We start from the raw sequence: 14,682 nt of genomic DNA, 5'->3' as shown, positions 1-14,682 counted from the left end.
AAAAATGCTATGAAAAAGTCTTAAAAAAAGACTTCTCGAAAAAGAAATTTAAAGATAATGAAAAGGAAAACAAAAAAAGAAGGCAAAAGAAGTTGAACTTTAATTGAATACCTATGAAAACTTTTGAAATTTAGCCCCACAAACCTGGGCGTAGCTATCACAAACCACATTTTTTTATTTTGAACAGGGCTGAACGTTAAGAAATAGTCCAGTGGACTATTTTAGTGAAAGAGCCAGCTAGCGCAAGGCAATAGTGGAAAACCATTTACAGCTCCAGTCAGAAATTCTTTTGTAGTGTCTACAGAGACTCACAAACAAAAAGAAGCGCTCTTCTATTTATCTTTTATGCTGTTAGAAACAAAATGCTATCGTTTCTATTTAAGCGGTATGGTAGAATCATTTATCTATATCGCAGATGTAAAATATGTATTAGAAAAGTACAGCAGATATTTTGGAGCAGATGATTTTAAAACCAAACGAACAGCACTTAAAAAAGTAGAGTTCTTGGAGGTTAATTTACAAAGTAGGCTCAACGCCATTCAAGAATTAAAAAGCATTTTAATGCGGGATCTCAGATAAAAAAAACAGCGCCATTATTTTTTGCGCTGTTTTTTAAAAGAGTTGAAAAGGAGTTTCATCAGTACTGAAACAAGAAAACTGACTACAGCGCCAAGCACCGCTGGTACAATCGTTGTGATCACATCTTCTGCACCAATGTGAACCACAGAAGAAAATACCGTGCCACCCACAACACCAGCAGTTAAATCCTGATTTTGGAAGTGCTGAGGCATCTTAGTTGCTTTTCACGTAACTTTATGGAGTATTTAAAAAAAGAGCGTACCAGTTGTAGTCATCTATTCCGAGATTACCTAAAATAGCATTTTATGAGGCATAAAAGTGTAAGATGATGGCACTTTTAAGTACGGATAAAGCATAGATAGAGTATCATGATCACCAAAAGAGCTTGTATTTACCCAAAAGATATTCAACTCATTACAGGGCGGAGTGAACGCTATGGTCGTAAGTTATTACAGGATATTCGTGAGTTCTTAGGGAAAGGAATCCTACCAGTTTGTTACTATTGATGAGTTTTCGGAGTATTCTGGAATTCAGATAGATATCGTAAATAAGTATATAATAGATTAAATAAAAAGGGGTGAATTAGGTGTCAGTATTATTTTTATGTCTGGAAACGTAAGTAAATAGAGGCTCTTTTGCGAACGTGTTAGTTCCTTCCTTTCTGCAAATTTTTAAATGAGAATAGCACGTACATAGAAAATTACTTATCTATTTTGTACGTACTATTCAAGCCCCAATCAGCTGTGTGTAAGCTCTTAGGTTCTCTTAAGTGAATCTTCCCCCAAAATTCATCTTAAGATTTTTCATTTAATATTTTTTGTTTATGTAATTTATGCAATGCTAATTTTTGTTTTCTATTTTTGGCAGCTTGCCAAATAGCTGCTTCTATATCTAAATTTTGTCTTATTCCTTGAAAAATCATTCGAACATATTGTGCGTTATGATGTTCTCCGTTTCTATTTAGAATAGATTTGTTCTTTAAAATTCTTAAAACATCTTCTGAGTAACGACCCTGAAAAATCATTTTCAACTCCTTTTGCTCTAATTCTGTAATCATAGTAATTGACTTTGCTAGTATGATAATTGTTGCTATCTTGTTACTGTTTTGTGAATTACAATTTATGTAAATAAATTTACAAATCAAAACAAAATGGAAAATAAATTTACAAACATAAAGGACCGAGTTGTGGAGATTGCAGAAAAGCAAGATATAAGCAAGGAGGACTTCTTTAAAAGTATAGGAATGACTTCTGCTAGTTTTAGAGGGAAAGCGAAAGAATCTCCTTTAAATTCAAATGCAATTGTAAATATAATTACGAAATACCCAACCGTTGATTTGTATTGGTTGCTAAATGGTTCTACTGATAATATGCCTACGGAAGCTAAAAATCTAGTAAGTGAGCCAAATTATGAATATGAAAGACAATCTATAGCATGTAAAGAAAAAGATAAGCTAATAATGGTTTTACAAGAACAAATTGTAGATTTGAAATCTGATAAAGAAGACTTAAAAAAGCTATTGGGCCTTCGCAATGATGTTTAAATAAAATACATACCTAAAGAATTAAAGTTATTAGTACGCTACCATTCCAATTTAAAGAATTTACAATCCATCAAGACAAAACCGCCATGAAGGTTGGTACAGACGGAGTTCTGTTAGGCGCTTGGTGCAATACAGCAAACTATCCCGATGCAATTTTAGATATTGGTGCTGGTACGGGTGTTATTTCTCTAATGTTGGCTCAACGTTCTGATGCTATGACCATAGACGCTGTTGAAGTTGATGAAAGTGCATACGAACAAACAGTAGAAAACTTTGAGCAATCAGATTGGGCAGACAGATTGTATGGTTACCATTCAACTTTTCAAGAATTTGCTGATGAAATGGCAGAAGAAGAAGAAACATATGATTTAATAATATCAAATCCGCCGTTTTATTCAGACAATTTTGAGACTGAAAATACCGCAAGAAATCAGGCACGGTTTACCTCTTCTTTATCATTTGATGAATTATTTATTGGTGTTTCTAAAGTCTTATCAGAAAACGGAGTATTTTCGGTAATTATTCCCTTTAAAGAGAAAGTCGATTTTATTGCTTTAGCGAAAAATAACAAGCTGTATTTAAATAGGTTTTGTAAAGTTCAGGGCAATCCTACATCAGAAATAAAGAGAATTTTACTAGAGTTCTCTTTCCACAAAACTAAAATTTTAGAAGAAGATTTAATCATAGAAACCACACGTCATCAATATACTAAAGACTATATCAATTTGACAAAAGATTTTTATTTGAAGATGTGAGGTGTATAAAATTTTACCACAAAGTTTGCAAAGAATTTTCGCCAATAGCGCAAAGGTATTTTATATTGCTTTGAGCAACTCTGTAAATAATGAACTACAAAGATTTGCAAAAAAAATTATGACAGTGGGCACAAATTTTTTGCAACTTTCTCTGCGAATTTCTGTGTAAAAGTGTTTCTCTGCGAAATAACAATTACCCAATCACATTATTAGGATTATACCCTAAATATGGTGTTTTCTTTTCTGTAAATTTAATTCCATAAGCTTCTAACTCTTTTAAAATGGGTTCGTAGACCTCTTTTGTAATTGGCAATTGAACTCCAGGAGTTTTAATTTCACCTTTTAGAATTTTTAGGGCTGCAATTGCAACGGGCAAACCAACTGTTTTCGCCATCGCCGTGTAGGTTTGGTTTTCACCAATAACAACTAAACTACTTTCAATTTGTTGTTTTTTGCCATTTATTTCATATCCGAAGAGGTGTTGCATGACAATCATATCTTTATCATCTTCTTTTAAAGTCCAAGAATCTTCTAAAATTTGTTGTAGCATTTGAGCAGGAGTTGCGTTTTTTAAATGAATTTTTTTCTTAGAACTAAAAAGATCTAGTTCTAATAATTTTTCCCACATTACATCATCTTGATCTATTTTTAAGTAAGAACGCAGCTTCAATTCTACAGAATCTGAAGGAGAATAGGCCAAAAAAAGATTGACAAAATTTCGATACGTCATGTTTTCTGAATCTTCTATCTTGTAAGAATCATCTGTCATTCCTAACTGAACAAAAATATTCCAAGCTCTAGAAAAACCTACTTTTCTAATGGTTCCTCTATACATGGTTGGTATGTTTTCTAAACCATAAACATTTCTATATTTTAGAGAATCTCTATTGGCATAGGCCTCAAAGTTTCCACTTCCATTTATTTTTAAAAACTCTGTTCTCCTAAATAATTTATGATAGGGAATGTATTTGTAAGTACCTTCTTGAATAAACTTTGCAGCACCACCTTGACCCGCTAAGACAACATTTCTAGGGTTCCAAGTAAATTTATAGTTCCATAAATTGGTATCACTCTCAGGAGCTACCAAACCACCAGTAAAAGATTCAAAAAGCAAAAGTTTCGCGCCGTCGTCCTTAATTCGGTCAATGACTTTCATGGCGCTCATATGGTCTAAACCTGGATCTACACCAATCTCATTCATAAAAACCAACCCTTTTTTTACAGCAGCTTTATTTAAATCTTTCATTTCTTTAGAAATATAAGAGGCAGTTACCATGTGCTTTCCAAAGGAAATACAATCTTTTGCAACTTCTATATGGAATCGTGCAGGCAACATAGAAATAACAATGTCGGCTTTTTTAATTGCTATTTCTCGTTGGTTTTTATCAAAAACATCGATAACAATTGCCAAAGCATTTTTATGATTCCCAATTATTTTATCAGCATTTTTTGTAGAAATATCACCAACAGTTATAAAGAGATTCTCTTTGTCTGACTGGTCTAATAAATATTTTATTAAAGCAGAACTTGATTTTCCAGCACCAATAATTAGTATGTTTTTCATAGGATAAATGATGTATTTTTGTAGAGAACTAAGATACTCTATTTGTTTAAAATTTAACAAAAACCATTAAAAATGTTTAAAAATTTAATAATAACCTGTTTTTTAGGAATGTTAGCCATTATTTTAGGGGCTTTTGGTGCTCATGCTTTGAAAGAAACCTTAACAACAACTCAGTTATTGAGTTTCGAAACTGCCATTCGTTATCAAATGTACCATGTTATTGTGTTGTTATTTGTGAATACGTATAGTGGTTTTAGTTCCAAACAGCAACATACAATTAGTTGGTTGTTTTTTACAGGAATCTTCTTCTTCTCTGGTTCTATTTATGCAATTCAATTAACCAAAATAACGGCAAAATCTATTTGGTTTATTACACCGCTCGGAGGTTTGTTATTTGTAGCAGGTTGGATTTTTATGATTGCATATTTACTAAAGAAAAAGGGAAATAAATAAGATAATCATAAAAAAATAGGATTTAACTTCTGTGTAAAAAAATATTGTTTAATTTTGTGGTGTAATAATAGAAACACAACTAAAATTATAGAAATGATACAACTAAATACGAAATCGATTTCGTTAAAAAATTTAGGAATCAAAAATGCTACAATTCGCTATCAATTATCTTCTAGTGAATTACATGCTGAAACTTTAGCGAAAAAGCAAGGCGTAGAGTCTTCTTTAGGAGCAATTGCTGTAAATACAGGAGAGTTTACAGGGCGTTCTCCCAAAGACAGGTTTATTGTAAAAGATGAAATCACTAAAGATGAAGTTTGGTGGAGTGATATCAACTTACCATTCGATTCAGATAAATTTGATTCCCTTTATAATAAGGTTATAGATTACCTTTCAGAAAAAGAGATTTTTGTGAGAGATTCTTATGCGTGTGCAGATGAAAATTACAAGTTAAATATTAGAGTGGTTAATGAATACTCTTGGAGTAATATGTTTGCCTATAACATGTTTTTACGTCCTACAGAAGAAGAATTAAAAGATTTTTCTCCTGAATGGACGGTTATTAATGCACCAGGTTTTATGGCAAATCCTGAAGTAGACGGAACACGTCAACACAACTTTGCCATTTTAAACTTTACAAGAAAAATTGCTTTAATTGGTGGAACTGGTTATACGGGTGAAATTAAAAAAGGAATTTTTTCTGCATTAAATTTTATACTTCCAGTTTATAAAAATACATTGCCAATGCATTGTTCTGCAAATGTTGGTAAAAGTGGCGATACCGCTATTTTCTTCGGGCTTTCTGGAACTGGGAAAACCACACTTTCTACAGATCCTGACCGAAGTCTTATTGGAGATGATGAACATGGTTGGACTGAAGAGAATACCATTTTTAATTTTGAAGGTGGTTGTTATGCAAAAGTAATTAATTTATCTCAAGAACAAGAACCAGAAATTTTTGCAGCCATAAAAAAAGGAGCAATTTTAGAAAATGTTGTACTAGATGATCACGGAGTGGTCAATTTTGCAGACACATCTATTACTCAAAATACAAGAGTTAGTTACCCAATTTATCACATAGATAATATTCAAGAACCCTCTATAGGTAAGCACCCAAAAAATATTTTCTTTTTAACAGCAGATGCTTTTGGTGTGTTGCCTCCAATTTCTAAGCTAACACCTAGTCAAGCTGCATATCACTTTATATCTGGCTATACTGCAAAAGTGGCAGGAACAGAAGCAGGGGTTACAGAGCCAACACCTAGTTTTTCAGCTTGTTTTGGTGCACCTTTTATGCCTTTGCATCCAACTAGATATGCAGAAATGCTAAGTAATAAAATGCAAGAAGCGGGTGTAAATGTGTGGTTGGTAAATACAGGTTGGTCTGGTGGCCAATATGGTGTTGGTAGAAGAATGCCTCTTAAATATACAAGAGCAATGATTTCTGCTGTACTAAACGGAGATTTAGCAGACTATACTTATGAAAACTATCATATTCATTCTGTTTTTGGAGTTGCGCAGCCTAGATCTTGTCCTGGAGTGCCAACAGAATTATTAAGTCCGAGAGCAACTTGGAACAATGACGAAGCTTACTATAAAACTGCATTTAAATTATCAAATGCATTTAGAATGAACTTCAAGCAATTCGAAGAATTTGCATCTGAAGAAATCCGTAGAGGAGGCCCTCAACGTTATACCTTTTAGAATTTATTTTCTATTTTATCTCAAGAAAGCACTCTATTTTAGAGTGTTTTTTTATTTTTAGAAGTATATTTAATTAACAATATCATTTTATGATTAAAAATTGGTTTAAAAATATTGGTCCAGGAACTTTGGTTGCAGCAGCTTTTATTGGCCCAGGTACTGTAACACTATGTACGTTGGCTGGAGTAAATTTTGGTTTTAACTTGCTGTGGGCAATGCTACTTTCTATTATTGCCACCATTGTTTTACAAGAAATGGCTGCAAGATTAGGAATAATTTCTCAAAAAGGACTTTCAGAAGTCATCAGAGAACAAATAAAAATTCCTTTCTTAAAACATTTTGTGACACTTTTAATTTTGTCAGCAATTGTTGTTGGAAACGCTTCTTACGAGGCAGGAAATATTACTGGAGGTATTTTAGGCTTAGAAAGTATTTTTGGAAAATCTACATTTTCAATTGGAACTATTTCAATAAATATGATGAGTTTTTTAGTTGGACTCATTGCATTTGCCTTATTATATATTGGTAATTACAAGTTTCTAGAAAAAGCGTTGGTGTCATTGGTTCTTTTAATGAGTACCTCTTTTATGGTAACAGCAATTGTAACAAAACCAGATATTTTAAAAATCTTAGAAGGTCTTTTTATTCCGAAAGTTCCAGAAAAAAGTATTTTAACAATCATTGGGTTAATAGGAACTACTGTGGTGCCTTACAACTTGTTTCTACATGCTTCTTTGGTAAGAGAACGTTGGAAAAAACCTTCAGATTTATCTTCGGCGAGAAAAGATACTATAATTTCAATAATTTTAGGAGGTTTGGTCTCTATGGCAATTATTATTTCTGCAGCAGCCATAGATGTAAAGGATATTAAAAATGCTGCTGATTTGGCAATTGGTTTGGCACCATTGTATGGCGATTTTGCAAAATATTTTAGGGCTTTGGGTTTGTTTGCTGCAGGAATAACATCTGCAATTACAGCACCTTTAGCGGCTGCTTATGTAGCAAAAGGTTGTTTAGGGTGGAGTGGAGGTTTAAAATCTCGAAAATTTAGAAGTGTTTGGATGATTATTTTAGTTTTAGGAGTTGTATTTTCTTCCATAGGAATAAAACCAATTGAAATTATAAAATTTGCACAAGTTGCAAACGGACTGTTATTGCCAATAATAGCAATACTATTGTTGTGGATAGTAAATAAAAAGGCTGTTTTAGGAAAGTTCGTAAACTCTAAAACTCAGAATATTTTAGGTTTTGTCATTTTAGCAATTGCCCTATTTTTAGGAATAAAAGGTATTTTAAAAGTCTTTAATTTTATATAGCCCTTATCAAGGTTTTTTTCAAAAATTAAGACAAGGTTCTTTAAATGATTAAATTGATAAATAATTAATTATAACTACCTGTTGTGCATTTTGATAAATTCTGTCAATTCGAGTGAATTTCACGATTGAAATAAGTGAAATTTGTATCGAGAATAAGAATTTTCATTTCTAAACTAGTTCTCGATACGATTTTTTTTATCAAAAATCACTCGAACTGACATTTTGGAATACATTTAACTCAAAATGCACAACGGGTTATAACTTTAAAAAGTGATGCATATCATTGATATTAATTGTGATGTTGGCGAAGGAATAAATAACGAGCATTTATTAATGCCCTATATTTCTTCTTGTAATATTGCTTGTGGAGGTCATTTTGGAAATGCTGAAACCATTACTAAAACCATTGAAATAGCCATTAAAAACAATGTTTTAATTGGCGCACACCCTTCTTTTCCAGACAAAGAAAACTTTGGAAGAAAAGTAATTGATATTTCTGATAAAGATTTGAAAGAAAGTATTAAAAACCAACTAGAGTTGTTTTTAGACCAGTTGGCAAACTTTAACCAAAAAATGCATCATATAAAACCACATGGCGCTTTGTATAACTTAATTGCTGTTGATAAAAGTACAGCAAACTTGTTTATTGAAATTACAAAGAAATATTTAAGAAATTGTTTTTTGTATGTTCCTTATAATTCAGCAGTTGAAAAAATTGCCATTCAAAATAATATTAAAATAAATTATGAAGCGTTTGCTGATAGAAATTATAATGAAAATTTAATGTTGGTTTCTAGAGCTAAAGAAATTGCCTTGATTACAAACTCAGAGGAAGTTTTTAAACATGTTTTTTTAATGATTAAAAACCAGAAAGTGAAAACTATTTCTGGTGCAGAGAAATTTATAAAAGCAGATACTTTTTGTTTACATGGAGATACTGAAAATGCAATTGAAATCGCAAAAGGTTTGTCAGAAAGATTAAAAAAAGAAGGCATTAGAATTGGAATTTAAACTTACATACAAACCCTTTGGAAATAAAGCTATTTTAATAGAATGGAAACCTATAATTAATGAAGAAATTCTTAACGACATTATTTTATTTAAAGAGAAAATAAAAATTGAAAAAACTCAGTTGTTTTCTGATATCATAATAGGGTACAATTCTTTAACGTTAACATATGTAGCAGTAATTACAAACTTTTCTCATAAAGTTGAAGAACTAAAATCAATTTATAACAAGGAGAGTTTTGTTATAAGTCAAGAAAATTTCATTTGGGAAATTCCTGTTTGTTATGATTTAGCATTTGGAATTGATTTAAAAGAAATTTCTAAAGTATTAAATTTATCTACTGATAAAATTATTAAACTACATTCAGAAAGAATATATACGGTTTTCTTTATCGGTTTTTTACCAGGCTTTTTATATTTAGGAGGTTTGCATTCTAATTTGTATTTCGACAGAAAACCAAACCCGAGATTAAAAGTGGTAAAGGGTGCTGTTGCAATTGGTGGAAAACAGACAGGTATTTATCCCTCAAACTCTGCTGGCGGTTGGAATATTATTGGAAAAACACCCATTCATTTTTTTGATGTAAAAAAAGCAAATCCGTGTTTTGCAAAAGCTGGAGACAAAATAACATTTAAACCCATTTCTTTGGATGAATTTTATCAGCTAGAAAAACAACTGGAAAAAGATAATTACATAATTCCTAAAACGCTTTTTAATGATTAAGGTTTTAAAAGCGGGTTTTTATTCCTCCATTCAAGATAGAGGTAGAGTTGGTTTTGCTTCAAATGGAGTTCCTGTTTCTGGGGTTATGGACGCATTTTCTGCAGATCTTGCCAACAGTATTTTAAACAATTCTCTAAAAGATGCTGTTTTAGAAATTACTTTTGGAGGTTGTGAATTACAATTCTTAACAGCAACAAATATCTGTATTTCTGGTGGTGATTTTTCTCCTACAATTAATAAAAAACCAATAAAATTGAATGCAAATATAAAAGTAGAAGAAGGGGCTATTTTGTCCTTTGGAAAAATTCATTTTGGAGTAAGATGTTATTTGGCTGTCCAGAAAGGCTTTCAAACTGAAAAAATACTGAATAGTAGAAGTTTTTATCAGAATATTACAAAAAATACACGTATACAGAAAGGAGATTTACTTCCTTTGGATAAAAATATTTCTACAAAGGAAAGCGCTACCTCTTCATTAAAACCTATAAAATCATATTTTGAAAACTCTGAATTAGAATGTTATAAAGGACCTGAGTTTGAACTGCTAAATCATCAGCAAAGAAATATCTTGTTGACAAAAAATTTCACTATTTCGAATAATAATAGAATGGGATATCGTTTGAATGAAATTATCAGTAATTCCCTTTCATCAATTTTAACATCCGCAGTTTTAGTAGGAACCGTTCAATTAACACCATCAGGAAAATTAATTGTATTAATGCGAGACTGCCAGGTTACTGGTGGCTATCCTCGTATTTTACAACTTTCAGAGAAATCAATTAATAGACTTTCTCAAAAAAAAATGAGTCAAAACATCTATTTTACTCTTAAAAACTGTTTGAGTTAATAATTAACTTTATAGAGTTAAGTGTTCATTCTATAATGTGCGTATCTTTGCAATGTATTCATCAATACAATAGAAAAGTATAATTTTAAAAAAAATATATAATGAAAAATTTATCAGGAGTATTATTAGGAACGTTAGTAGGTGCAGCAGTAGGCGTTTTGTTTGCACCAGACAAAGGAGAAGAAACTAGAAGAAAATTAAGAAATGAAGCATTATCAGCAAAAGATAAAATTGCTGAAACTGCATCTGAATTATCTGAAAAAGTAAGTGCAACAGCTACTGACTTAAAAAATAAAGTAAGCAATACATATAGCGACAAAAAAGAAACTTTTGACGCTCAATTAGAAAATGTAATGTCTAATGTTAGTTATAAAGCTGAAGATGTAATTTCAACTTTAGAGCAAAAACTAAGGGATTTAAAAGACAAAAATAAAAAGTTGCAAAAAGATATGACTGGAGCACCTAAAAATGTGAAACCAACAATAGAAACCATATAATATAAAATTTATGAGTGTTTTTGAATCGGTAGATAGTTCTTCAGAAGATGGTGTAGAAAAAGGGAAAGATTTTATTAATAAATCTTATGTTTACTATAAATTAAAAACGTTTCATACACTTACACTTTCATTAAGTATTTTAGTTAAATTAATACTTATAGGGGGCTTGCTAACTATTGGAGTGCTATTTTTCTCAATAGCTTTGGCAATAACATTAGGAGATTATTTAAATAGTGTACCATTAGGATACCTTTTAGTTGGTGTGGTTTTCTTTTTTATAGGATTTATTATCTTCCTTGTAAGAAAAAGCATTGATGAACAGATTATTTCTAAAGTAGGCTCAAAATTTTTAAAATAATTGAAATAATGAACGTAAAATCTTATAAATCATTTATAGAAATAGAAAATGACTTAAAAATGTTAAGTCTAGAAAAACAAATTGCTTTTGAAGAATTAAAAGTTGTAAAGAATAATTTTGAAAACCAACTCAAACCTTTAAGTCTACTCGCTAGTTTTGCAAAATTTGCAGGTAAGTATAGCTTATTAGTTCTTGTAAAAAGAATATTTAAATAACAATCACCAAAACTTTAAAATTTAAACTCAAATTATGAAAAAATTAGTTATTACAATGATGGCTGCAACTTTATTAATTAGTTGTGATATTGATCAAACAAAAAAAACCAAATTACCAGGTATAGATATTGATGTAGATGCATCTGCAGGACAGTTACCATCTTTTGATGTAGATTGGGCAGAAGTAAACGTTGGTACAACAACAAAGACTGTAAAAGTTCCAAAAGTAGTAATTGTAATGGAAGAAGTTGAGGTAGAAGTGCCTTATATTGATGTAGATATGCCAGATGATGATGGTACTATGGAAAAAGAAGAACAAACTTTAATGGTTGAAGCTGAAGTTTCTGGTAAAGAACATGGTTTAGAAATTAAAGAAATTAGAGCTATGAATAATAACTTAATTGTAATTTCTGAATTAGAAGAGAGAACATTGTCTTTAGGAGATAAAAAATTAAGAGTTTCAGACCAAATTACTTTAAATGCTCCAGATTTAAATGTGAAGCATTATATTGTAGGTGAAAGACCAGATAGAGTATTTAATACAAGATATAAGTATTTTAAAACTATTGGAGACTTAAACAACAAATTAGGAACAGATTATAAAGTGATTTATTCTAAATAATTTTTATAAGTGGTTGGTTGATGAATGAGCCTCAATGTGAAAGCATTGAGGCTTTTTTTGTTATTCATCTAAAACCACCAATAATTTTTTCTTAAAATGATTGGGTGTAATACCATACTTTTCTCTAAAAATTTTAGAAAAGTAGCTTCTACTGCTAAAACCGATGCTGTATACTATTTGAGAGATATTTAGATCTGTATTTCTAATCATATCTCTTGCAGATTCTAATCGAACATGTCTTATATATTCTGTAACGGTTCTGTTATACAAAAACTTAAAACCATCTTGTAGCTTTGCTTGAGTTAAGCCAGAATCTACAGAAAGTTCTTCTAAAGAATAATCTTTTTCTGGGTTTTTTAGAATAATATTACCGAACTTTCTAACAGTTTTTAGTTCTGTTTTTGCGAGAGAAGTTGGCAATGGTACACCCGCTAAAAGCCTGTTGTGCTGTTGTATGTGAAAAGAGAGAATTTCATAAACAGTAGCCTCAATTTTTAAGATTCGTAACATGCCATTTCCTTTTATTTTCTTTAATTTTGTGATTAAATCTGCCATTTTTAAATTTAAGGTACCAAAATTAGCAAATCTATTTTCATGATCTGTATCTACAAAAACTTCATATAATTTTTTATTTAAGCTAGAAACATTCGTAGTTCTTTTTTGTAAAAAAAGTTTTCTAATAATTTCAATCATATTAATGCTTACTTTTTTATTCTTTGGAAAATGGAAGTAATCATATCCACCTGTTTTATTGGTAAATATCAAAGATTGAAACTGTTCTATAGTTCTTTCATCATTATTAATGCCAAACCGATGTTTTAAAGAACCCTCTGAAGGATATATAAAACGAATAGGATTAAATTCTGGAACTGCTTTAATTTTAAAAATAAAATCTTTGTGCAATGTAATATCAAAGTCGAGTAAATTTACACCCCAATCAAAGGGAATAAAACGCAATTTTCCAGAACCGAATTCATTTTCAATATATAGGGTGCTTTCGTTCCAGTTATGAGAAATGTTGCCTCCAATCTTTTCCTGTACTTGTTCTAATAAATCTTTATGGCTATCAGCAATAATTTCAATTGTAATCATAGTTTTTTTTTAAAATTTAGGTACTCATAAAATTATGAAGTCTATAAAGATACTATAAAAATTAAGTAAACGACTTCTCATATAAATTAAAAATTACACTAAATGAGGTCAAATCTTATTTAATATGATTCTAGCTTTGCGGTAAATAAAAAATAGTATACCATGAATATCTACGAAGAAATTAGAAAAGACCACGATAAACAAAGAGATTTATTAAAGAAATTAATTAAAACTTCTGGCGACACAAAAAAAAGAGATTCTATCTTTAAAGCTTTAAAAGATGAATTAAAAATTCACGCAGATGCAGAAGAAAGACATTTTTACAAGCCTTTGATCTCTAACGATATGATGCAGGAAAAAGCAAGACACGGCATCGCAGAGCATCATGAGATAGATGAATTGATTGAAAGTTTAGAAGAAACAACTTATGATTCTTCTGCCTGGTTAAAAACAGCAAAAAAGCTGAAAGAAACGGTTGAACACCATTTAGAAGATGAAGAACATCAGTTTTTTCAGTTGTCTGGTAAAGTGTTTTCTGATGAAGAGAAAAAAAAATTAGCCAAAGATTATAGAAAACACATGAAAGAAAACTTGTAAAATTATCTCTCGCAAATATTACGTACATCCAAAAAAAAGAAATTCTTATGAAAGTAGATTTATAAAAAAAATAGTTTTTTAGAAACTGGAGTATTAGATAAAATAAAATTTATGAGTGCTTCTAAAACTGTAATGTTTTCGCTGATTAAAAACTATCATCTTAACATTTAACATTTGAATATTGATTTGAGTTAAAATGCAAATCTTTTGAATCAATTATAAAATACTGCCTAAGGTATATTTAGATTTTAATAAGATAAAGCTTAAGATGTATAACATTTGACATCTAAAAAGGAAACAAATGTTCATGAAAACTTAAAGAATATGAATACTGACAGAGAAGAAGTAGGAGAAAAGCTAAACGCTCTTTTAGAAAAAACCTACGATGCAGAAAAAGGATTCAAGAAAGCTGCAGAAAATATCGAAAATGAATCCTTAAAAAATTACTTCAGTAAAAAAGCGGAAGAACGACATGCTTTTGGAGAAGAATTGAAAAAAGAAATTAGAGCTTTTCATCAAGATGTGGATAAAGGTGGTAGTGTTTCAGGAACTGCACACAGAGCTTGGATGGATATTAAATCGTTGTTTTCTTTAGATGATGAAGAATCTATGTTAGAGGAAGCAGTTAGAGGAGAAAAAGCATCCGTAAAGGAATATAAAGCAGTAATTAATGAAACGAATCTACCTCCAAGCACAAAAAATATATTGGAATCTCAAAAGAATAGAATTGAAAACGGTCTTTATAACACAAAGTCTTTAGAAGAGTCGTTTTAATCTATAAGAATTCCTCGAGTGGCTAGCCTCGGGG

General features: G+C 30.6%; 19 protein-coding genes. 15 read left to right on the top strand and 4 right to left on the bottom strand.

The features are described from left to right. Nucleotides 1–294: 294 nt before the first annotated feature. Nucleotides 295–579, top strand: coding sequence for a hypothetical protein (locus Q0998_RS12360; protein WP_299670281.1), 285 nt, complete (start codon nt 295–297; stop codon nt 577–579). Nucleotides 580–593: 14 nt separating this feature from the next. Here the strand turns inward: Q0998_RS12360 and Q0998_RS12355 are convergent, their stop codons facing one another. Together Q0998_RS12355 and Q0998_RS12345 are read right to left on the bottom strand one after the other, a co-directional pair. Continuing rightward, entirely contained in the window at nt 594–791 is a 198-nt protein-coding gene (locus Q0998_RS12355) for a hypothetical protein (protein ID WP_299670280.1), read from the bottom strand. 581 nt (nt 792–1,372) lie between these two features. Beyond that, nucleotides 1,373–1,636, bottom strand: a complete 264-nt coding sequence (locus tag Q0998_RS12345; protein ID WP_299670279.1) for a hypothetical protein — start codon at nt 1,634–1,636, stop codon at nt 1,373–1,375. 93 nt (nt 1,637–1,729) lie between these two features. Here Q0998_RS12345 and Q0998_RS12340 point away from each other — a divergent pair, with 93 nt between their 5' ends. Both Q0998_RS12340 and Q0998_RS12335 read left to right on the top strand, forming a co-directional pair. Continuing rightward, nucleotides 1,730–2,122 carry a hypothetical protein gene (locus Q0998_RS12340; RefSeq protein WP_299670278.1) on the top strand — a complete coding sequence of 131 codons (393 nt, stop codon included), beginning with the start codon at nt 1,730–1,732 and terminating at the stop codon, nt 2,120–2,122. 86 nt (nt 2,123–2,208) lie between these two features. Continuing rightward, nucleotides 2,209–2,877, top strand: a complete 669-nt coding sequence (locus Q0998_RS12335; RefSeq protein WP_299670277.1) for a methyltransferase — start codon at nt 2,209–2,211, stop codon at nt 2,875–2,877. Nucleotides 2,878–3,070: 193 nt separating this feature from the next. Here Q0998_RS12335 and Q0998_RS12330 read toward each other — a convergent pair whose 3' ends face one another. Next, entirely contained in the window at nt 3,071–4,441 is a 1,371-nt protein-coding gene (locus Q0998_RS12330; protein WP_299670276.1) for a saccharopine dehydrogenase family protein, read from the bottom strand. A gap of 72 nt (nt 4,442–4,513) precedes the next feature. Between Q0998_RS12330 and Q0998_RS12325 the strand changes: the two genes are divergently transcribed. The 10 genes from Q0998_RS12325 to Q0998_RS12280 all read left to right on the top strand — a co-directional run bounded on the left by Q0998_RS12325 (nt 4,514) and on the right by Q0998_RS12280 (nt 12,185). After that, nucleotides 4,514–4,894, top strand: coding sequence for a DUF423 domain-containing protein (locus Q0998_RS12325; RefSeq protein WP_299670275.1), 381 nt, complete (start codon nt 4,514–4,516; stop codon nt 4,892–4,894). A 93-nt stretch (nt 4,895–4,987) separates the two neighbouring features. After that, nucleotides 4,988–6,598, top strand: a complete 1,611-nt coding sequence (gene pckA / locus Q0998_RS12320) for a phosphoenolpyruvate carboxykinase (ATP) (RefSeq protein WP_299670274.1) — start codon at nt 4,988–4,990, stop codon at nt 6,596–6,598. Between the two features lie 89 nt (nt 6,599–6,687). Then, on the top strand, nt 6,688–7,914 hold the full coding sequence (locus Q0998_RS12315) for an Nramp family divalent metal transporter (protein WP_299670273.1): 1,227 nt from the start codon (nt 6,688–6,690) through the stop codon (nt 7,912–7,914). 273 nt (nt 7,915–8,187) lie between these two features. Further along, on the top strand, nt 8,188–8,925 hold the full coding sequence (gene pxpA / locus Q0998_RS12310; RefSeq protein WP_299670283.1) for a 5-oxoprolinase subunit PxpA: 738 nt from the start codon (nt 8,188–8,190) through the stop codon (nt 8,923–8,925). Next, a complete protein-coding gene (pxpB, locus tag Q0998_RS12305; RefSeq protein ID WP_299670272.1) occupies nt 8,915–9,646 on the top strand; it encodes a 5-oxoprolinase subunit PxpB in 732 nt (243 codons plus the stop codon). The genes pxpA and pxpB overlap by 11 nt, the downstream gene beginning before the upstream one ends. After that, entirely contained in the window at nt 9,639–10,493 is an 855-nt protein-coding gene (locus Q0998_RS12300; RefSeq protein ID WP_299670271.1) for a biotin-dependent carboxyltransferase family protein, read from the top strand. The genes pxpB and Q0998_RS12300 overlap by 8 nt, the downstream gene beginning before the upstream one ends. A 101-nt stretch (nt 10,494–10,594) precedes the next feature. Further along, the gene (locus tag Q0998_RS12295; protein ID WP_299670270.1) at nt 10,595–10,990 is read left to right on the top strand and encodes a YtxH domain-containing protein; all 396 of its coding nucleotides are present in this window, start codon (nt 10,595–10,597) and stop codon (nt 10,988–10,990) included. Nucleotides 10,991–11,000: 10 nt separating this feature from the next. Beyond that, the gene (locus tag Q0998_RS12290) at nt 11,001–11,348 is read left to right on the top strand and encodes a hypothetical protein (RefSeq protein WP_299670269.1); all 348 of its coding nucleotides are present in this window, start codon (nt 11,001–11,003) and stop codon (nt 11,346–11,348) included. A gap of 8 nt (nt 11,349–11,356) precedes the next feature. Then, nucleotides 11,357–11,563, top strand: a complete 207-nt coding sequence (locus tag Q0998_RS12285) for a DUF6327 family protein (RefSeq protein WP_299670268.1) — start codon at nt 11,357–11,359, stop codon at nt 11,561–11,563. A gap of 34 nt (nt 11,564–11,597) precedes the next feature. Further along, a complete protein-coding gene (locus Q0998_RS12280; protein ID WP_299670267.1) occupies nt 11,598–12,185 on the top strand; it encodes a hypothetical protein in 588 nt (195 codons plus the stop codon). Between the two features lie 60 nt (nt 12,186–12,245). Here the strand turns inward: Q0998_RS12280 and Q0998_RS12275 are convergent, their stop codons facing one another. Continuing rightward, nucleotides 12,246–13,277 (bottom strand): AraC family transcriptional regulator, encoded by a 1,032-nt coding sequence (locus tag Q0998_RS12275; protein WP_299670266.1) that lies wholly within the window; start codon nt 13,275–13,277, stop codon nt 12,246–12,248. A 162-nt stretch (nt 13,278–13,439) separates the two neighbouring features. Between Q0998_RS12275 and Q0998_RS12270 the strand changes: the two genes are divergently transcribed. Beyond that, the gene (locus tag Q0998_RS12270) at nt 13,440–13,874 is read left to right on the top strand and encodes a hemerythrin domain-containing protein (RefSeq protein WP_299670265.1); all 435 of its coding nucleotides are present in this window, start codon (nt 13,440–13,442) and stop codon (nt 13,872–13,874) included. A gap of 324 nt (nt 13,875–14,198) precedes the next feature. Further along, nucleotides 14,199–14,648 (top strand): PA2169 family four-helix-bundle protein, encoded by a 450-nt coding sequence (locus Q0998_RS12265; protein ID WP_299670264.1) that lies wholly within the window; start codon nt 14,199–14,201, stop codon nt 14,646–14,648. Nucleotides 14,649–14,682 lie beyond the last annotated feature (34 nt).

This window comes from uncultured Polaribacter sp., assembly GCF_947501385.1.
Classification (GTDB): Bacteria; Bacteroidota; Bacteroidia; order Flavobacteriales; family Flavobacteriaceae; genus Polaribacter.
This window is presented reverse-complemented; position numbering and strand designations above follow the sequence as displayed.